General features: G+C 55.9%; 14 protein-coding genes, 1 other RNA gene and 3 pseudogenes. 4 read left to right on the top strand and 14 right to left on the bottom strand.

What is annotated here, in order from left to right; translation table 11 throughout:
• Positions 1-46: 46 nt before the first annotated feature.
• The 12 genes and pseudogenes from sufE to K5I40_RS07440 all read right to left on the bottom strand — a co-directional run bounded on the left by sufE (position 47) and on the right by K5I40_RS07440 (position 12,010).
• Entirely contained in the window at positions 47-463 is a 417-nt protein-coding gene (sufE, locus tag K5I40_RS07385) for a cysteine desulfuration protein SufE (protein ID WP_039029107.1), read from the bottom strand.
• Positions 464-477: 14 nt separating this feature from the next.
• Positions 478-1,698, bottom strand: coding sequence for a cysteine desulfurase SufS (gene sufS / locus K5I40_RS07390; RefSeq protein WP_223074200.1), 1,221 nt, complete (start codon positions 1,696-1,698; stop codon positions 478-480).
• On the bottom strand, positions 1,695-2,966 hold the full coding sequence (gene sufD, locus K5I40_RS07395; RefSeq protein WP_223074201.1) for a Fe-S cluster assembly protein SufD: 1,272 nt from the start codon (positions 2,964-2,966) through the stop codon (positions 1,695-1,697). The genes sufS and sufD overlap by 4 nt, the downstream gene beginning before the upstream one ends.
• Positions 2,941-3,685: pseudogene (gene sufC / locus K5I40_RS07400) on the bottom strand (Fe-S cluster assembly ATPase SufC). The gene sufD and the pseudogene sufC overlap by 26 nt, the downstream one beginning before the upstream one ends.
• Positions 3,686-3,701: 16 nt before the next feature.
• A complete protein-coding gene (gene sufB, locus K5I40_RS07405) occupies positions 3,702-5,189 on the bottom strand; it encodes a Fe-S cluster assembly protein SufB (RefSeq protein ID WP_139564855.1) in 1,488 nt (495 codons plus the stop codon).
• Positions 5,190-5,197: 8 nt separating this feature from the next.
• Complete coding sequence (gene sufA, locus K5I40_RS07410) at positions 5,198-5,566, bottom strand: Fe-S cluster assembly scaffold SufA (protein ID WP_039029102.1); 369 nt, start codon at positions 5,564-5,566, stop codon at positions 5,198-5,200.
• A 385-nt stretch (positions 5,567-5,951) separates the two neighbouring features.
• Entirely contained in the window at positions 5,952-6,590 is a 639-nt protein-coding gene (locus K5I40_RS07415) for a LuxR C-terminal-related transcriptional regulator (RefSeq protein ID WP_223074202.1), read from the bottom strand.
• 42 nt (positions 6,591-6,632) lie between these two features.
• Complete coding sequence (locus tag K5I40_RS07420; RefSeq protein ID WP_039029100.1) at positions 6,633-7,145, bottom strand: fimbrial protein; 513 nt, start codon at positions 7,143-7,145, stop codon at positions 6,633-6,635.
• Between the two features lie 13 nt (positions 7,146-7,158).
• Positions 7,159-8,166: a fimbrial protein gene (locus K5I40_RS07425; RefSeq protein ID WP_223074203.1), complete on the bottom strand. Its 1,008-nt coding sequence runs from the start codon at positions 8,164-8,166 to the stop codon at positions 7,159-7,161.
• A gap of 24 nt (positions 8,167-8,190) precedes the next feature.
• A complete protein-coding gene (locus K5I40_RS07430) occupies positions 8,191-10,698 on the bottom strand; it encodes a fimbria/pilus outer membrane usher protein (protein ID WP_223074204.1) in 2,508 nt (835 codons plus the stop codon).
• A gap of 44 nt (positions 10,699-10,742) precedes the next feature.
• Positions 10,743-11,420 (bottom strand): molecular chaperone, encoded by a 678-nt coding sequence (locus tag K5I40_RS07435; protein ID WP_223074205.1) that lies wholly within the window; start codon positions 11,418-11,420, stop codon positions 10,743-10,745.
• A 59-nt stretch (positions 11,421-11,479) separates the two neighbouring features.
• Positions 11,480-12,010 carry a fimbrial protein gene (locus tag K5I40_RS07440; protein ID WP_039029096.1) on the bottom strand — a complete coding sequence of 177 codons (531 nt, stop codon included), beginning with the start codon at positions 12,008-12,010 and terminating at the stop codon, positions 11,480-11,482.
• A 499-nt stretch (positions 12,011-12,509) separates the two neighbouring features.
• On the opposite strand from K5I40_RS07440, the gene K5I40_RS07445 reads away from it, so the two are divergent.
• Both K5I40_RS07445 and K5I40_RS07450 read left to right on the top strand, forming a co-directional pair.
• Complete coding sequence (locus K5I40_RS07445; RefSeq protein ID WP_039029095.1) at positions 12,510-13,169, top strand: helix-turn-helix domain-containing protein; 660 nt, start codon at positions 12,510-12,512, stop codon at positions 13,167-13,169.
• Positions 13,170-13,253: 84 nt separating this feature from the next.
• Positions 13,254-13,894, top strand: a pseudogene (locus tag K5I40_RS07450) (helix-turn-helix domain-containing protein).
• Positions 13,895-14,325: 431 nt separating this feature from the next.
• Here the strand turns inward: K5I40_RS07450 and menI are convergent.
• Both menI and K5I40_RS07460 read right to left on the bottom strand, forming a co-directional pair.
• Entirely contained in the window at positions 14,326-14,736 is a 411-nt protein-coding gene (gene menI / locus K5I40_RS07455) for a 1,4-dihydroxy-2-naphthoyl-CoA hydrolase (protein ID WP_039029093.1), read from the bottom strand.
• Positions 14,733-17,787, bottom strand: a pseudogene (locus K5I40_RS07460) (FAD-binding and (Fe-S)-binding domain-containing protein). The gene menI and the pseudogene K5I40_RS07460 overlap by 4 nt, the downstream one beginning before the upstream one ends.
• A 206-nt stretch (positions 17,788-17,993) precedes the next feature.
• Between K5I40_RS07460 and ydiK the strand changes: the two are divergent.
• On the top strand, positions 17,994-19,106 hold the full coding sequence (gene ydiK, locus K5I40_RS07465) for an AI-2E family transporter YdiK (protein ID WP_039029091.1): 1,113 nt from the start codon (positions 17,994-17,996) through the stop codon (positions 19,104-19,106).
• 188 nt (positions 19,107-19,294) lie between these two features.
• An RNA gene (gene rprA, locus K5I40_RS07470) (antisense sRNA RprA) lies at positions 19,295-19,405 on the top strand.
• Positions 19,406-19,427: the final 22 nt, after the last annotated feature.

Genomic DNA, 19,427 nt, shown 5'->3' on the forward strand with positions numbered 1-19,427 from the left:
AGGCGGGAGCCGTCTCGCGGAACAGAATGAGGGCTGTTTAGATAGTTTAGCTAATGTTGGCGGCTTTGGAGCGGATTGCGCGGATCATCGCCTCAAGCCCCTGAGAACGGGACGGCGTTAAATGCTGGGTGAGCGCCATTTTTTCAAACCACGGGCGGACGTCAAAGGCGACAATATCCTGAGGGGACATCTGCTGATATAAAATAAACACGACGGCAATAAGGCCTTTCACTATTGCCGCATCACTGTCGCCCGCTAATTCAATCATCCCGGCTTCATTCTGGTGCATTATTATCCACACCTGGCTCTGACAGCCCTGAATACTATTTTCCGGAACATGGTCGCTTTCGCTAAGGGCAGGCAGACGCTGCCCCAGTTCGATGATGTAGAGGTACTTCTCTTCCCAGTTTGCGCAACGGGTAAAGTTGCGCAGCAATTTGTCTCTGTCTGGCAATGCAGCCATCTCTTACCCTCTTGTTAGCCCAGCAGACGGTGGATACGCTTCAGCCCTGCCACCAGTCTGTCGACCTCTTCCGTTGTGTTGTACATCACCAGCGACGCGCGGCACATCGCCGGTACCTCATAGAACGCCATCAGCGGCATGGCGCAGTGGTGTCCGGTGCGCACCGCTACGCCATAGTTATCAAGAAAACTGCCGACGTCATAGGCGTGGTGCTTGCCGAGATTAAAGGCGATGACGCCAAGGCGACCTGCCGGGCCGTACAGCGTCAGACCCGGCACGCTGGCCAGCTCCGCCAGCGCGTAGCGCATCAGCATCTGCTCATACTCGGCGATGGCATCAAGGCCAATAGCGGTCACATACTCCATCGCCGCGCCCAGCCCGATAATGCCCCCGGTGTTGGGTGTTCCCGCCTCAAAGCGCCACGGCGCGCGGGCATAGGTGGTGCCTTCGCTCAGGCTGACGGTGGCGATCATCGACCCGCCCCCTTCCCACGGCGGCATGGCCTGTAAAATCTCGTCTTTAACGTAGAGGACGCCGATGCCGGTTGGCCCGTAGAGCTTGTGCCCGGAAAAGACGTAGAAGTCGCAGTCCAGCGCCTGCACGTCCACCGTATGGTGCATCACCGCCTGGGCGCCATCGATCAGCACTTTCGCCCCTGCCAGATGGGCTTTGGCGATAATCTCCGCCACCGGGTTTTCGGTGCCCAGCACGTTGGAGACCTGAGTGATGGCCACCAGCCGGGTGCGTTCATCCAGCAGGCTATCCAGCCGCTCAAGCTGTAAGGTGCCGTCCTGATTAAGCGGGATCACCCGCAGCTCTGCCCCGACGCGCTCGCACAGCATCTGCCAGGGGACAATATTGGCGTGGTGCTCCATCTGGGTGATGATGATGTTATCCCCCGCGTGAACCTCCGCGCTGCCCCAGCTGTTCGCCACCAGGTTGATCCCCTCGGTGGTGCCGCGCACAAAGACCAGCTCCTCCGGCGAGCGGGCATTTAAGAACGCCGCCGCCCGGGTGCGGACGTTTTCCATCCGCTGGGTCGCCTCGGCGCTGAGGGTGTGGATCCCCCGGTGCACCGCCGCGTAGCCGTGCCGGTAAAACTCCGCTTCGGCCTCGATCACCTGGGCAGGCTTTTGCGCGCTGGCGGCGCTGTCGAGATAGGCAAGCGGCAGACCGTTCACTTCACGGGTCAGGACGGGAAAGTCCGCCCGCACTTTCTCTACAGGGAAATTCATGCCACACCTCCAGGCAGACGCAGGCCGATACGCGCCAGCACCTGCTGTCTTAATGTTTCATCCCCGAGGGCCTCGGTCAGTTCGGCAGCGAAGGCGTAGATGATCATCTTCTCTGCCGCCTGCTTGTCGATCCCGCGGGAGCGCAGATAGAACATCTGCTCGTCGTCGATCCGGCCCACGGTGGCACCGTGGCTGCACTTCACGTCATCGGCGTAGATTTCCAGCTGCGGTTTGGTGTCCACCTCCGCCAGGCGGCCCATCAGCAGATTGTTGTTGGTCATCTGCCCGTCGGTTTTAATGGCGTACTGGGCCACGTTGATCAGCCCGTTAAAGACCGCGCGACCTTTGTCGCTGACGATGGTCTTATGCAGCTGACGGCTGTTGCAGTAGCCCTTGTTGTGCTCAAGCCAGGTGCGGGTGTCACACACCTCGTTTTTCACCGGCATCGCCAGGCTGTTGATGCGCAGGGTGGTGTTTTCGCCGTTCAGCTGGGTGCTGGTGTTATGGCGCAGGACCGCGCCGCCCAGCAGGAAGCTGTGGCTGAACGCCGACCCATCGGCGGCCATCTGCAGATCGTTATGGGCGAAGTGGTGGCTCGCCGCATTCTCAAACGCCAGCTTGATATGGTGCAGCCGGGCGTTGGCCGCCACGTTCATGGTCAGGCGCGCGCCGGTGAAATGGCGCATGTCGTTGAGACTGACGTAATGTTCAACGATCGTGGCTTCCGCCCCCTCGGCAAGTTCCAGATGGTGGCGATAGTGAGCGGTGTTGATCTCCTCCCCTGCCAGCCCCTGGGTGATATGCAGCAGGAGCAGCGGCTTCGCCGGGCGGGCGTTACGCTTCACGCTGATATGGGTCACGCTCTGGGCCAGGCTTTCGGTCAGATGCAGGAACAGCTCCGGCTGAACCGCTGTCGGCAGGCTCTGACGTTCGTCGTTAATTACCACTTCGAACCCGCTCTCGTCGGTGCTGTCGCTCAGATCCGCGTTAAAGCGCCCGTCGACAAAGACCAGCCGTGTGGCATCCAGGGTCAGCGCCAGCGCATCGCGGTCGCCAGGCGCTACGCTTGCCGGACGCGCCACGAACTCGCCATTGAGCAGCCCGTCCAGCGGGGTGTATTTCCAGTTTTCGTGCTTACGCGTCGGCAACCCGAGGCGCAGCATCTGCTGCAGGTGCTGTTGCGCCTGCTCCGAGCGCGTCTGGCCCTGCGCTTCAAACAGACGATGCCACTGCTGCAGCGCGTTACTGCTGTTCGCTAAGCCAGCCATAGCCCTGCTCCTCCAGCTGTTTGACCAGCGTGAAATCACCGGATTTCACAATTCGCCCCTGATAGAGCACATGCACGTAATCAGGCTTGATGTAGTCAAGGATGCGCTGATAGTGGGTGACGATGATGAACGACCGTTTGCCGTCGCGCAGGGCGTTAACGCCGTCGGCGACGATCTTCAGGGCGTCGATGTCCAGCCCGGAGTCGGTTTCATCAAGGATGCACAGTTCAGGCTCAAGCACCGCCATCTGCAGGATGTCGTTACGCTTCTTCTCCCCGCCGGAAAAACCGACGTTGACCGAACGGGTAAGCAGATCTTCCGGCATCTTTAGCAGCTGAATTTTCTCTTCCATCAGATCCTGGAAGTCGAAGCGATCCAGCTCCTCTTCGCTGCGGTATTTGCGCACCGCGTTCAGCGCGGTCTGCAGGAAGAACTGGTTGCTGACCCCCGGGATCTCCACCGGATACTGGAAGGCCATAAAGATGCCCTCTCCGGCTCTCTCTTCCGGCGACAGCTCCAGCAGATCTTTGCCCTTAAAGTCCACCGATCCGCCAACCACTTCGTAATCTTCGCGCCCGGCCAGTGTGGCCGACAGCGTACTTTTCCCGGAGCCGTTAGGGCCCATAATGGCATGCACTTCGCCGGCGAACCTCAAGGCTCAGGCCGCGCAGGATCGCTTTATCTTCCACACTGACCTGTAAATCTTTAATGCTTAACATGTGCTTTCCTTAATCCTTAACCGACGCTGTGTTCAAGGCTAATCGCCAGTAATTTCTGTGCTTCCACGGCAAACTCCAGCGGCAGTTCAGAGAACACATCCTTACAGAAGCCGTTCACAATCATCGAGATGGCGTCTTCTTCGCTGATCCCGCGCTGCAGGCAGTAGAAGAGCTGATCTTCGCCAATCCGCGACGTCGTCGCTTCGTGCTCCAGCTGGGCGCTGTTATTGCGGCACTCGACGTACGGGAAGGTGTGCGCCCCGCAGTCCGGGCCAATCAGCATCGAGTCGCACTGGGTAAAGTTACGCGCGTTGGTCGCCGTCGGCATGATTTTGACTAAGCCGCGGTAGCTGTTCTGGCTTTTACCCGCCGAGATCCCTTTTGAGATGATGGTCGATTTGGTGTTCTTGCCGATGTGGATCATCTTGGTGCCGGTATCGGCCTGCTGATGCCCGCTGGTCAGCGCCACGGAGTAGAACTCGCCGATGGAGTTATCCCCGCGCAGAATGCAGCTCGGGTATTTCCAGGTGATGGCGGAGCCGGTTTCCGACTGGGTCCAGGACATCTTGCTGTTCTCACCTTCGCAGAGGGCGCGTTTGGTGACGAAGTTCAGGATGCCGCCGGTGTTGTTATCCCCCGGGAACCAGTTCTGCACCGTGGAGTATTTCACTTCCGCGTCTTTATGGATGATCACTTCCACTACCGCAGCGTGCAGCTGGTAGCTGTCCCGTACCGGGGCGGAACAGCCCTCGATATAGCTGACGTAGCTGCCCTCGTCGGCGACGAGGATAGTGCGTTCAAACTGGCCGGTTTTCTCAGCGTTGATGCGGAAATAGGTGGAGAGCTCCATCGGGCAGCGCACGCCCTTCGGCACGTAGATAAAGGTGCCGTCGGAGGCCACCGCCGCATTCAGGGCGGCAAAGAAGTTGTCATTGCCCGGCACCACGGTACCGAGGTACTTCTTCACCAGCTCGGGGTGATCGTGGATGGCTTCCCCGAAGGAGCAGAAAATAATTCCCTGCTCGCCGAGCTTTTCCCGGTAGGTGGTGGCCACCGAAACCGAGTCGAAGATGGCGTCAACCGCCACTTCACGCCCTTCTCGCACCGGCACGCCGAGCTGTTCGAAGGCCTCTTCCACCTCTTTGCTTAAAAAGGCATTGGCTCCGGTCTGCTGTACCGCACCGGGCTCTGAGGCGCAGGTGTCGTCGCAGTTGCCGCAGGACGGCGCAGAGTAGTAGCTGTAATCCTGATAGTTGAGCTTGTCGTAGTGCGCCTTCAGCCAGTGCGGCTCTTCCATCTCCAGCCAGGCCCTGAACGCATTCAGGCGGAACTCCAGCATCCAGTCGGGTTCATTACGTTTGGCCGAAATGGCGCGAATGACCTCTTCATTAATCCCTTTTGCCAGCTCGTCGGTCTGCAATTGGGTGAAGAAGCCCTCTTTATAATTAATATGGCCACCGGACCAGGTGTTGACATCGTCAGTTGCTTCAGTATGTCGAGACATAATACCGCCTATACCCCAAAACTTTCGCCGCAGCCGCATTCGTTCTGGGCTTTCGGGTTATTGAATTTGAATAACTGGTTCAAGCCTTCGCGCACGTAATCCACTTCCGTACCGTCAATAAACGGCATCGCCTGTAGCGGCACATAGAGTCGGGCGCCGTCATGTTCAAAAACCAGATCGTCTTTCTCCGGCTGGCTGACGGTCGTCAGGACATAGCCGAAACCGGCGCAGCCGGTCTGCTTTACCCCTAACCGCACGCCAAGCATGCCTGCCTGTTTACTCACCAGCTCGCGAATGTGCGCCGCTGCGGCAGGCGTGAGCGATAATCCACGCCACGCGAAATCTGTCGGATCAAACGTTTCTGAATGCTGTTCCATAAGTCCACCTCATGTATTGCGCCCCCAGGGCATAACACCATGTTAGTGATAATGATTATCACTTCAACCCCTCAGTTGCAGGGACATTCCGCTTAATCGCCCTTTTTGCTTACTTTTATTAAGCATAGACCCTGCTGACGGGCTTATCAGGCCTGAGGGCGAATGTTTAATTTGTTGATAATGCTGAGGATTACGGAAGGAAATCGGCAGAAATGGTCAAAAGCGAAAATATGTATAGAAAATGCCTATTTTTGGGATAGCTCTTTTTGCGCTCGCCTGACTGCAACGTGGCTCCTTGCATCACCCTTTACGTATCGGGTAGCGTGACCACAGAATCAGACACCCACCCATATGGGTGGGTAGTTCGGTTACACATCATGCGCCGTTACGTTCTCAGGCATTCGCGCAGCAAATTTATTTGGGTATTTTTTTCACGCATTCTGGAGAGTAGCACCTGCAGGTCGTGGTCGCTGCCCAGCTGGAATTTCTGCATAACGTCATACTTATGCGCATACACCGTTTTGTAATCGATCTGCAGCTTTTTGGCGATTTCAGGCGTCGACAGCCCCTGATACAGGCTCGCCATGATCACGGTTTGCCGGGGCGATAACGTCCGGTGATGGCAATCGGCGCAGGAGAGGCTGTCGCTCTTTTGCTCATCGCTCTGCAGGGTTTGCCATGCCGCCCGGAAAACCTGATAAAAGTCGTTTAACGGGGCATCCCGCGAGATGAAAACCATCTCTTTAAAACAGCCCGGTAACGTCTCTTTATCGTACTGTTCGCCGCTGACCAGACCAATCATCACCCCTTTATTGCGGGCCAGTAATTCGGGCGTGCAGATAAAAGGCTCGCCCCGGCAAAGAGAGAGCACAATAATATCGGCATCGCTGATGCTCTCCCGGGTAAATTCCGTAATAAAATTAACTTCCCTCAGAAATTCCGTTCTGAATAGATCAACAATGAAATTTTTTAGCGCATAACAGTAAAGTGTCTCTGTCTCTTTAATAAGCACGTTGATGGTCATCTGTTTTCTCCACTTCCTGTTTATCGTCTTTCTTATTCAGAATTAGTTGTATTCCAGCGTCGCCACCACCGCGACGCTGATGGTGCCGGGCGTTACGCCGCCGGAAGCGGACCAGGCAATGGCCTGCATATTCATGGTAGCGGTGCGATCGGCAGCAATATTTTGGGTAACGCTGCTACCCGGGCCTTTTAAGCTCCCTGAGCTGGTTTCAATAATGCCCAGTGCGATATTCGTCGCTGAACCGCTGTTCTTGTAATAATTCGTCCCGGCCACGGGATCGGCGGTTCCGCTAAAGGTGGCCGTCACGCTTTGGGTTGCTGCCGGGCAGTCGGTAAAGGTGAGACTGAAAGGCACGGGCGTGGATGCTGAAGCCGGTGTCACCATATTTTGTGCCTGCATGTTCCCGAGACTGACGTTTACAACCGAGTTTCCCCCGTTAAACACGCACGGGGAGGCCACAATTCTGCCTTTTACGGCGATACTGACCGCATCCGTTGCTGCCGCCCCGGCGGTAAACAGGCAGGCGAACGCGGCCGCGATGATATTGAGCGTCATCGACCTTTTCCTTTTATTGATAGGTGAGGATCAGGGTGGCACTGGCATTTGCGATTCCGGTGCTTACCGAGGTTTTGGTTTGATAATAGCGGGCGGTGATTGCGAAACTCTCCTGACCGCCTGTTGTCTGTTTCAGCGCAATGGTGCTGTTGAGTACCAGTGGTCTGCCGTCATAAAGCAACTGCACGCCGACACCGTCAGCGACGCCCGGCGAGCCCTGTCCGGATAGAGCCAGCACGCTGTTGTCACTGAAACCTGGGTACTGAACGCCGCTCAGCGTGACGTTAATATTGGCGCCACTGTCGCAGTTGAGGCCGAGGTTCTGCGTGTTCTGCCCCCGTTCCGGTACGGTGCCAACGGTATCGCCGAAATCACCTGCCGGTATGTCGCCCAGGGGGAACACCAGATTTGGCGTCGTGATGTCACAGGCCACCTGGGTAATCGAACCGGTTCCTGCATAAACCGGGATCTCCGGGGCCGCCACCCCACCCCGATATTGCTCGGTCCAGGCCACAAACGACGCCAGTTGCCCGGTTACCGAACCCGAGGTGATATTGCCGGTTTTCCAGAACTGGATGATCGGCTGGAAGTTGCTGGCATCCACTTCATTCGGATTCGACGACCATGAGGCTGTGAACAGATCGGCCCCGAGCCAGGTATCGCCACTGAATGAGTTTGGTCCGGCGGTGGTTTTCTCATAGTAACCGAGTGAGACCCCAACGCCCGGCAGGTTGGTTTGATACACCCGGCGACCATTAGCGGAGGTAAACGCATAGGTTAATACCCCGCTTTTCATCCCGGTGGTTGAGCCTTCATTTCCGGTTGCCGTGCAGCTGTATGCCAGCGCCATCGAGCCATAAATTTCGTTGCTTATCGCCTGCCCGACGGGAACATCGCGCTGGACGATAATATTGCCGTAATTAACGGAATAAGGGGCGCCGATAGTGGTGTAATCACACCCGTATCCGTAAAGCGGAAATACGATCCCCAGCAAAATTAACAGACGTCTGATAATAGACATTTCGAGTAATCCACATAAATTTATTTAACGGCAAACAACATCGGCACGAATAATATCGCTGGCGGGTTGCTTGTTATTAAGTGTGTAATGAGCCTGGCAACGCTGTTGTTCACCTTCGCCCCACTTCACGGTCAATTTCACATCCGGCTGCAAACCGGTTAAATAAACCTGCCCGCTATCGCCGACAATAAAGCCCGAATTCTGCGCCCCGTTCACCGTGGCAATTGCCCCGAACGGAACGGGCTGGCCATTTTGCCGGGTGAGCGTCATCAGGATCCGCTGCCCGACGCTGGCGACATAGCTGGCACGCACAATGGCCCCCCGGGTCGGCACCACGGTCTGCACCGTCTGTTCCAGTTCAACGTCGGCGGGCAGGGTGTCGGTCAACAGCGAGATATCGTTTTTCCGGTACGGCGTAATATTGCCGCTCAGGGTATAACCGCGGTAATCCGTCCTGGCCCCCGACTGGTTTTGCACCCCTACCCCGGCAGCCCCCGGCGCTTTGATCAGCACGTTGGTTTCGCCCAGCGCCTGAGAAAAGGTGATGCCGTCTTCGTGGGCAACCACCCCACCCTGCAGGCCGTAATTCAGCCGGTCGCTGTGCTGGTCGTAGCTGTAGCCAGCGGTCACTTCACCGTAGGTGCCTTTGTAATCCCCGTTAACGTTGCCGGTATACCCCACATTGTTGGTACCGTACCCCTGCTGGACGTTCCAGCTAAGCGCATTATTTTCCAGCGCGGTGCCATTGATCCCCAGATTGTGCGTGGTGCCACCGTTCTTACTGGCGGTGACGCTGTAGTTCACCCAGGTCTGCGGCAGGAAGGCCGCCAGCGGAACGCTGATATTGAAAGCGATCATCTGGTCTTTAGCATACCGACCGTCGCTGTTGCTCCCGTTGTGACTGTAGGTGTAGGTCAAGCCGTAACTGACACTACGCCAGAAGTTGTTATAGCCCAGGCTCCATGAGGTCTTCGACTGGCCATCGTTCCAGTAATCTTCCCTCATGGCGCTTAACATCAGAGAGCCGAGGTTATTGCCCAGGGACTGGCTCATGGTTAGCTCGGCACGGTTACGACGCCTTTCGATGAGCGCACTGTCGCTGCCATAAGAGTCCAGCACCTCCTGCATCCCGTAAAAGCCGCGGGTGGAGTAGCGATAGCCGGCGATGGCAAAGTTGGTCCCGGTGCCGATAAAATTCTTGCTGTACCGCGCCCGCCAGGACTGACCGTTCGATTTTTGCTCATCTTTCGGCGTGGACCAGCCCTGGGTGACATCCGCGGAAAAGGCGCCGAAATCGCCCATATTTTTTCCCAGCCCGGCGGCCAGCGACTGGTATTTACTCGCACCCTGAAAACCGCCGTACAGGGTCAGGCCATACGGAAGTCCGTAGATCCCGGTCAGCTGGCTGAACGGCGTCTTATCGACGCGGCTATCCCATGAGCGGTACTGCCCGCCGGTGACGGCGTACTTCAGCTGCCCTTCACGCTGCAAAACCGGCAGGGAAGCAAAGGGCACGGTAAAGTGCTGCACGCTGCCGTCGGCCTCGTTAATGGTGACGTCGAGATCCCCTGCGCCACCGGTCGGGTACATATCGGTAATTTCAAACGCGCCCGGTGCAACATAGTTCTGGTAAATCTGGTAGCCGTTCTGGCGGATAATCACCTGCGCGTTGGTTCTGGCAATGCCGCGCACCACCGGGGCGTATCCCCGGAGCGAATCCGGCAGCATGTCATCGTCTGAAGCCAGCTGTCCGCCGCGAAAAGGCAGGCTGTCAAACACGTCGGCCGGAGAGGAGCTGTCTCCGAGCGTCAGCTGGGCTTTCAGCGGGACAATGCCGCGCTGGGCATAGGTATAGACGCTATCCCACTGCGTGTGGCCGTCGTTGTCCCGTGACCAGGTGGTGTAGTTGCGCAGTCGCCAGGGACCGATATTGAGGCCCGGTCGCAGGTTGGCGTACTGGCTGCTGTCGTTGCCGCCGTTTTTGTTCAGGTTGTTTGCGCCGCTCAGCGAGTAATTGAGCATCGCGGCGGTGATCCCGTCATCCCACAGCGCAGGCTGGACATAGCCTCTGGCCTGCATGGACAGCGCAGCCTGCGGGACGCTGATCACCAGGCGCTGGCTGGTAAACTGAAAATCAGTGCTGGCCTGGGGAATGGCCCCCAGACGCGCACATGGCGTACCGGGCTGATTAAGCTGTGGAAAGTGCTCCGTCTTAACGCCCCATTTACTCAGCATTTCGACGCTCAGACAGGGCTCAAGCCGCGTCTCCCCCTGCGTATCACTGACTTTTTTAAAGGTGATGTCCTGGGTATCCGTCAGCTGACCGTCAAGTATGATATCCACATGGTAAATACCTGCCGCCTGGGAACCTGTTTCAAAACCCTGTAGATCGGCCTTGTCGATGCCTGGATTATCGAGCTCGATTAAATCCGGGTTAAAAAATTCTCGTGCATGAGTTTTATTTAAACCACTCGCCAGGGCAAGGGTAATAAACCATGCCAGCCACGTGATTTTATATCTACTGATGTCCATCTTAACGCTGCTCCATGAATATCACCTTTAACCCCTGTTATTGGTCACAGGTTTGCCGTATGTGCTTCCCCTGTACCGCCAAAATCGCTGATCAATTTAAATACCACTGCACCTGACGTGATTTGTGCAGGCAGAGAGATTGCCGTTTGTGAATGCGGCAATATCCAGGTTGCTTCCGGCACTTTTTTACCCCCGACGGTAATTTCGTTGAAATTCATGACATAGTCGGTAGGGTTAGTAACCTCTATTTTATTTCCACTGCGTCGCCAGGTTAATTTATCGGCCTGCTCCTCTGGTGTTGAGCGCTTTAATGCTGCCGGACGGTAAATTAATTTAATGCGTGTTTTTACGGCAATTTGCAGCGAGTTCTCCACCGTGGTTGCTGAAGGAATCGATTTTATATTCAGCCAGAACAGACTCTCACGATCCTGAGGTAATGCCCCGGTTAATACCACCCGCTCAACGTTTTGCTGTCCTTTATCCAGCCGGTAAAGAGGTGGTGTAATAATAAAAGGCGGTTTTTGCGTGCTGTCACCCGCCGCCTCTATCCACGACTGAATCAGATACGGCGAGTTGTCAGGATTATTTACGTTAATAGACGCTTCTTTTTTACTGCCATCAAAGACAAGGCGAGTTCCGCCAATAACGATACCTGCCTGTGCAGTTGATACGCCGGTCAGAATAAGCAGACTGGCGAGCAGGGTTTTGTGAACAAATTTCATTACATACCTCAGTAACAACGGGGCCGTTTTCCGGCCCCATCTGATATCCGGTCAGGAAATCAGTTATAAACAACAGAGAAGTTGGCGACAGAGTTTGCTGGCCCCGCCGTCACGCTTGACGCCGTGGAAATATACTGAGCATAAAACTTCAGTGTATTATCCTGGGTGCTGCTCAGAACATAGTTGTAGTTATTCTCGCCATGCAGCGGCAGATCGGCTTTATCTGCCGACATCAGATTAATCGCCACCCCGGTCGCCGCACCGGCAACTGAAGAGTTAATGGCCAGCAGGCTTGGGTTAACCAAATCCGGCGCACCGTCAAAACGGACTTTTGCTGAGGTGACGGTAACGGGACAATCTTTTAATATAATGTCGAAGTCTTTTGCTGCGGTTCTATCCCCCATACCTGCGAATTCTGATTTATAGAAGTTACCAATGACCACAGTCTGGTTTTGCGATGCAACGGCAACCTCACAGGCCGAATCCAGAATATTCCCGGAAAAATTAACCGTCCCTGCTGCCGCGAAGACAGAAGAGGACGAAACGGCAGCGAGAGCTGTTAACGCAACAATAATAATATTCTTTTTCATAAAATCATTTCCTTAATTACTTTTGTCATCACCATTTTTGGGCAAAAGCATCCATAAGGTGTTTATCACCTTTTATTTTTGTATGCCCGCTATGCTGGTTCCTGGGTGTAAATAAAAGAACAAAACCCTGTCTGCATATAAAAGACACTGTCTGTTTTTTACTCACATGGCGGCAATTTATATAAAGACCTCCCCAAACTCAAATTGTTTTTCAGTCTAGTTGTAGACTTTGGGTCAGCTTTTTTTCATTGGTATCACCGACGAAATTCAGCACATCGTGAGGGCCCCATCTCATTCTTATGAATAGAACCATGCCTGCCCTCGTTGGGTCTATTAATAGACTCGGTAGAAAAACAATGATCAATCATGATGTTAACTAACGAGGCTTGTGTCCGGTCTATTTTTAGACCAAACCCACATATTCCCTGCGTCAATGGTTTTTAAGATAATCCTGCCCGGTAATAACCAGCCGATAATTTGCTTAGATTGAGGTCACCTGATGAATACCCGAATGACGGCGGTAAAGGCCGGTCCCAATACATCTTCGCTGGCGTTAAAACCTTTTGCCGATATAGAAAAACTTATTGCGCATCTTCGACCTTTTACCGAGACCCTGACGGTTAATAAAGGCGAAGTGGTGCATTATTACGAGGCGGATGTTCGCCAGTGCTGGCTGTTATTAAAAGGCAGTGTGGCGCTGCATCGCCGTGGCGATGGCGTGGTGCTGAATTCAGAATCCGCACCCTTTATCCTGGGTGTGAGCAGCCAATTGTGCTCGGAGCATTTATATGCCAGGGCGCTGGAAGATTCTGAAGTGGCACGTATGCCGTTGGAGTTATTTAATCAAATCATCGCCAACGATGGGTTATGGGAATATTTTTCCCGGCTGCTGATCTACACGGTTTCCCGCATATATGAGCATTGCTCGCAAATATCGCAGATGTCCGCGTATGACATTATTCGGGTGCAACTGGTGGAACTATTACAGGAACCCGATTCGGTCCGGCTCAATACCACTGCGGCGGCTTACATAAAAAGCCGCACCTACCTTTCCCGAAGCGGCATCATGCGCATTCTGTCAGAGTTGCGTACCGGGGGATATATCACCATGCAGCGGGGCGTACTGCTGGATATTCACCACCTGCCGCAAAAATATTGATGCGGCTGTGTAACCCGTACTTCTCAAAGCCGAGTGGCACTATAATAATCGTCATTACGTCACTCTCAGCTCGCAGGTTATTTTATGTCATCGCCAACAACGCTCCCCGGTTCGGTTCCGCGTGGGTCGCCCTGGTCTCAGGAACTTATTACCCATCTGCAACCCCACGCCACCATTTACGACGCTCAGCGGGGGGAACGCTTTGATCTGTGCGTAAAAGGTCAGGGGATCTGTTATCTGATCATCGAGGGAAGCGTGGCGATCTATCGCCGGAGCAACAATATGCTGCTGTCAACCGCCACCAGCCCTGCGGTTTTCGGCCTGGCGAACCTCACGGATATCTATTTTGACGACTACTTCAAAACCATTAAGCCGTGCAAAATTGGCATTATTCCGGCCGATAAGGTCAACGCTATTTGCCAGCAGCAGGATCTGTGGGGATTGGTTTCCAGCCATCTGATGTTTGTCTACAACCGGCTCTACCACCACATCATGCCCGAGGGCACGCCAACGGCGTATGAGTTAATCCGCAAGCACCTGCTGGAACTGATGAACGAAGATGAGAGTTTTCGCGAAAGATCACCGCAGAGAGGTATATCCGGGATAAGACGCAGCTTTCACGCAGCGGCGTAATGCGTATTCTGGCCGATCTGAAAGCCGGCGGTTATGTGGAAATGGAAGAGGGCCGACTGATTAAAATTAACAAACTCCCCACTAAATATTGAGTGAATTCGCACATGTTCGCATTGTAAGCGTATTCCGAATCTCAGTCGGATGGCTGAGGCGATCCCCTCCTGGTGCGCTATGCTTTGGCAAAAGGGCAGCATACGGAGGGGAAAATGCTCATTGCACTTGTGACCATCGCCGTCGTTGCCGTCGTCATTACCGGGCTGGTTATCCTGTCTGCCATGCAGGACATTAACAACGATTACTGAGTACCAAAAAGAAAGCCCTTAAGACTACCTGAGGTAATCTTAAGGGCTTCTCGCTCCATCCGGCGCTTATCTCCGGCACTCAATATGGCTTAGCTCTTGAAGGAGCATAGGAATAGTCTCATAAATCTGAGGGTGCGAATTAGCATAAATTGCGGCCCGCCAGAAAGCGATGCTATTTCAACGAGATGGAAAAGCAAAAAGGCCGCATTCGCGGCCTTTTCTTATACTACGGCGGTGGTGAGCCGCGACGTGCAGCACAGCCGGTCCTGCTCATCCAGAATCTCAATCTGCCACACCTGGTGACGTCCGCCGGTATGCAGCGCGCGACAGACGCCGCGCACCCGACCGCTGCGCACGGAACGCATGTGGTTGGCATTCACCTCCAGCCCCACCACCTTCTGCTCCCCTTCGGTGCAGAGATAGCCCGCCACCGAACCCAGAGTTTCGGCCAGCACCACAGAGGCGCCGCCGTGCAGCAGGCCAAACGGCTGATGGGTGCGGCTGTCCACCGGCATAGTGGCTTCCAGTTCATCCTCGCCGATGCGGGTGAACTGGATATCCAGCAAGCCCACCATATTTCCGTCGCTCATGGCGTTTAACGCCTGCAACGTGACCGCGCGTTTCCAGATCATCCCATTATCTCCAGTAAGGCCTGCAGTGGATGGCGCACGCCGCTGCCCTCGACGCGTTTGACCTGGCTACGGCATGAGTAGCCGGTCGCCAGACAGCGGTTACGCGGCAGACGCTGCATCGCCTGGTGCCAGGAGAGCTCGTAGATCCCGAGCGAGTTGGCGTGGTTCACCACCTCATGGCCGTAGGTTCCGGCCATACCGCAACAGCCCACGCTGACGCTCTCCAGCTTCGCGCCAAAGCGAGCAAAGATAGCGGCCCACTGCGCAGGCGCCCCCGGCAGCGCGGTTACTTCGGTGCAGTGCCCGAACAGATACCACGGCTCGCCGCTGGTCTCCGGCGCGGTTTGCGCGTTGACAACCGATGGCAGCCACTCGTGCACCAGCATCACGTGGAACTCGCCGCGCTTGTCGCCGAGCGTCTGTTTGTACTCATCGCGATAGCAGAGCACCAGCGCCGGATCGACGCCCACCATCGGCATGCCCAGCTGCGCCACCCGGCTCAGGAAGTCCGAGGTTTTTGCGCCGTTTTCGCAAAGCGGTTGAGGAAACCTTTAATGTGCTGCGCTTTGCCATTCGGTGAAAACGGCAGCAGCACCGGCTGATACCCCAGCCGCTCGGCCAGACGAATAAAATCGGCCACCACCTGCGCATCGTAATAGCTGGTAAAGGGATCCTGCACCACCAGCACCGTTTTCGCTTTTTGCTCGGCGCTCAGGGCTTCGAGCTGCTCAAGGGTCAGGTTAGCGGAGCGGTGGCCGACCATCTGACGCTGCAACGACGGCGTGGAGAGCAGCGGCAGGTCGATCATGCCGATATGCTTCTCGGAGAGTTTGCGCACCAGCGGCTGGTTGATAAAGAAGTTAAAGGTGCGCGGCGCGCGGGCCATCAGCGGGGCATAGCTTTCCACCGTTGCCACCAGATGATCGCGCATCGGGCGCAGATAACGGCTGTGATAGAGCTGCAGGAAGCGCGAGCGGAACTCCGGCACGTCGATCTTAATCGGGCACTGGGTGGAACAGGCTTTGCAGGCCAGGCAGCCCGACATCGCCTCTTTCACCTCGTGGGAGAAGTCATACTCCCCTTTGCGCGCATGCCAGCTGTTGCGGGTGCGTTCGACAAGGGTACGCAGGCTGGCGCGTTTTTCCGGCAGCTCTTTTTCCAGCGCCAGCGGATCCACGCCGCGGTCGGCGAGCAGACGCAGCCACTCACGTACCAGCGTCGCACGCCCCTTCGGCGAGTGGATGCGGTTGCTGGTGATCTTCATCGACGGGCACATCGGGCTTTTAACATCAAAGTTAAAGCACAGGCCGTTGCCGTTACACTCCATCGCCCCGCGCCAGGACGAGCGCACGGCAATGGGGATCTGACGGTCGAAGGTGCCGCGTTTGACCGCGTCCACCTGCATCATCGGGGCGTCAATGCCTTCCGGCGGGCAGATTTTACCGGGGTTGAGGCGGTTGTCCGGATCAAAGGCGGCTTTGATTTTGCGCAGTTCGCCGTACAGCTGCTCGCCAAAGAAGGCCGGGCTGTATTCCGCGCGAACCCCTTCCCGTGCTCGCCCCACAGCAGGCCGCCATACTTCGCGGTGAGCGCCACCACGTCGTCGGAGATCTGCTTCATCAGGATCTCCTGCTGCGGATCGCACATATCCAGCGCCGGGCGCACGTGCAGCACTCCGGCGTCGACATGGCCAAACATGCCGTAGCTCAGGCCGTGGCTGTCGAGCAACGCGCGGAACTCGACGATATAGTCCGCCAGGTTTTCCGGCGGGACGCAGGTATCTTCTGCAAACGGAATCGGCTTGGCCGCCCCTTTGGCGTTGCCCAGCAGCCCCACCGCTTTTTTACGCATCGCATAGATACGCTCGATGCCGGAGAGATCGTTACACAGCTGCCAGCCAATCACCCCGCCCTCGCCCCGGGCGATGAGCTCGTCCAGGCGCTGGCATAGGTTCTCGACCTGGCTTTCGATAAGCCCGGCGTCATCGCCGGCAAATTCAACGATGTTGAGGCCAAGCATCTCTTTGTCTGGCACGTCAGCGATCAGCTCGCTGACCGAGTGCCAGACGATATCTTCCCGCGCCAGGTTAAGCACTTTAGAGTCGACGGTTTCCACCGACAGCGCGCGGGCATCCACCATAAAGGGCGCGTTACGCAGCGCGGAGTCGAAGGAGTTGTACTTCACATTCACCAGGCGGCGGACTTTGGGCAGACGAGTGATGTCGAGACGCGCCTCGGTGATAAAGGCCAGCGTCCCTTCGGAACCGGTGAGGATGCGGGTCAAATCGAACTGGCTGAAATCGTCATTAAAGACATGGCGCAGATCGTAGCCGGTCAGGAAGCGGTTCAGTTTCGGGAATTTATCGATAATCAGCTGGCGGTTGTCGCGACAGCGTTCCAGTACGGTGCGATAGATGCGCCCGGTAGTGGTGTTGTCTTTTCCGAGCGTTTCGGCAAGCTGAACCGGCATCGGCTGGGTATCGAGAATATCGCCCCCCAGCAGCACCGCCCGCACGCCAAGGACGTGATCGGAGGTTTTACCGTACACCAGCGACCCCTGACCGGAGGCGTCGGTATTGATCATGCCGCCGAGGGTGGCGCGGTTACTGGTCGACAGCTCCGGCGCAAAGAAATAGCCGTACGGCTTCAGGTACTGGTTCAGCTGATCCTTAATGACCCCGGCTTCCACCCGCACCCACCCCTCTTCCGGGTTGATCTCAATGATGCGGTTCATGTAGCGGGACATATCGACAACGATCCCCGTGTTCAGCGCCTGGCCGTTGGTGCCGGTGCCGCCGCCGCGAGGGGTAAAGATTAACGAAGCGAATCGCTCCTGGGACGCCAGACGGGCAAGGAGTGCCACATCAGCGGTAGAACGGGGAAAAACGACTGCATCGGGAAGTAGCTGGTAGATACTGTTGTCGGTCGCCATCGTCAGCCGGTCGGCATAACGTGTGGCGGTATCGCCGGTAAAACCCTGTTGCTCCAGTGCCTGCAAAAAATTCAGCACCAGCTGAACGACGCCGGGTGCCTGAGAAATTTGTGGGATCATTACTGTCGACCCTGCCCAATCTGAATAGTTGTAGATAATCGTTTGCGTTGTGTCTCACATTTTGTATCACATTTTAAACGTATCCGCCCGACAGAATTACAGGCAGAATCTGCCTGTTAAAAATGGCTGAAATCACTAATGATTATAGTGATGCGGTTTCATGTTCTCGCCGGTCTGCCGGTGTTCTCACAAGGTGAATTTCATTTATGGTCAATCGACACCAGCCCAGGGACGTTGCACAAGTTTTGCTGTCGGTGCTGTTCCTGGCAATCATGATTATTGCGTGTCTGTGGATTGTTCAACCCTTTATTCTTGGCTTTGCATGGGCGGGGACCGTGGTGATCGCCACCTGGCCGCTGTTCATTCGCCTTGAGCGTTTGCTGTTTGGTCGCCGCACGCTGGCGGTGCTGGTGATGACGCTGCTGCTGGTGCTGCTGTTTGTTATCCCGGTTGCGTTACTGGTGAATAGCCTGGTGGACGGCAGCGGCCCGCTCATTTCCAGCATCACCAGCGGCGATATGACGCTGCCGGAAATGGCCTGGCTGAACGACATTCCGCTGATTGGCGACAAGCTCTATGCCGGCTGGCACAACCTGCTGGACATGGGCGGCAGCGCCATTATGGCGAAAGTGCGGCCCTATATTGGCGCCACCACCACCTGGTTTGTGGGTACCGCTGCCCATCTGGGCCGCTTTGTGGTGCACTGCGTGCTGATGCTGCTGTTCAGCGCCCTGCTCTACTGGCGCGGAGAGCGGGTAGCCCTTGGGGTGCGTCATTTTGCCACCCGTCTGGCTTCGACGCGCGGCGACGCGGCGATGCTGCTGGCGGCGCAGGCGGTGCGCGCGGTGGCGTTAGGCGTGGTGGTGACGGCGCTGGTGCAGTCGGTGCTGGGCGGTATTGGTCTGGCGATCGCGGGGGTGCCTTACGCCACCCTCTTTACGGTGCTGATGTTGTTAACCTGTCTGATGCAGCTGGGGCCATTGCTGGTTCTGGTTCCGGCAATTATCTGGCTCTACTGGAGCGGGGATACCACCTGGGGCACGGTGCTGCTGGTATGGAGCTGCGTGGTGGGGACGATGGATAACGTGATCCGCCCGCTACTGATCCGCATGGGGGCCGATCTGCCGTTGATTCTGATCCTCTCCGGCGTGATCGGTGGGTTGATCGCTTTCGGCATGATCGGTCTGTTTATCGGGCCGGTGCTGTTGGCCGTCTCCTGGCGACTCTTCTCCGCCTGGGTGCACGAAGTCCCGCTACCGCCAACCGATCCCGACGTCCTGCTTGCCACGCTTCACGAAACGGACGAGCCGAAACAGTAAATCTCCCATTCTGGTGGGTACGCCCACCAGAATGTTAAGCATCACTTATCAATTAGCTTGGCATTAAGCACCACTAAACCCTTCAGCGCCCCTAATTCCTTCAATCTACTTCATAAATTCTTCATGCTTTTTAAACTATTGAGACGAATCTGATCGACGCAAAAATTCGCTATGCCTACTATTAGGTCACGGTTATGAATCAACAACATCTTGATTTATAAGCATGGAAATCCCCTGAGTGAAACAACGAATTGCTGTGTGTAGTCTTTGCCCATCTCCCACGATGGGCTTTTTTTTATAATAAAATTAATGCTCCAGCCT

The organism is Leclercia sp. LTM14 (genome assembly GCF_023736175.1).
In the GTDB taxonomy this organism is placed as follows: Bacteria; Pseudomonadota; Gammaproteobacteria; order Enterobacterales; family Enterobacteriaceae; genus Enterobacter; species Enterobacter barmai.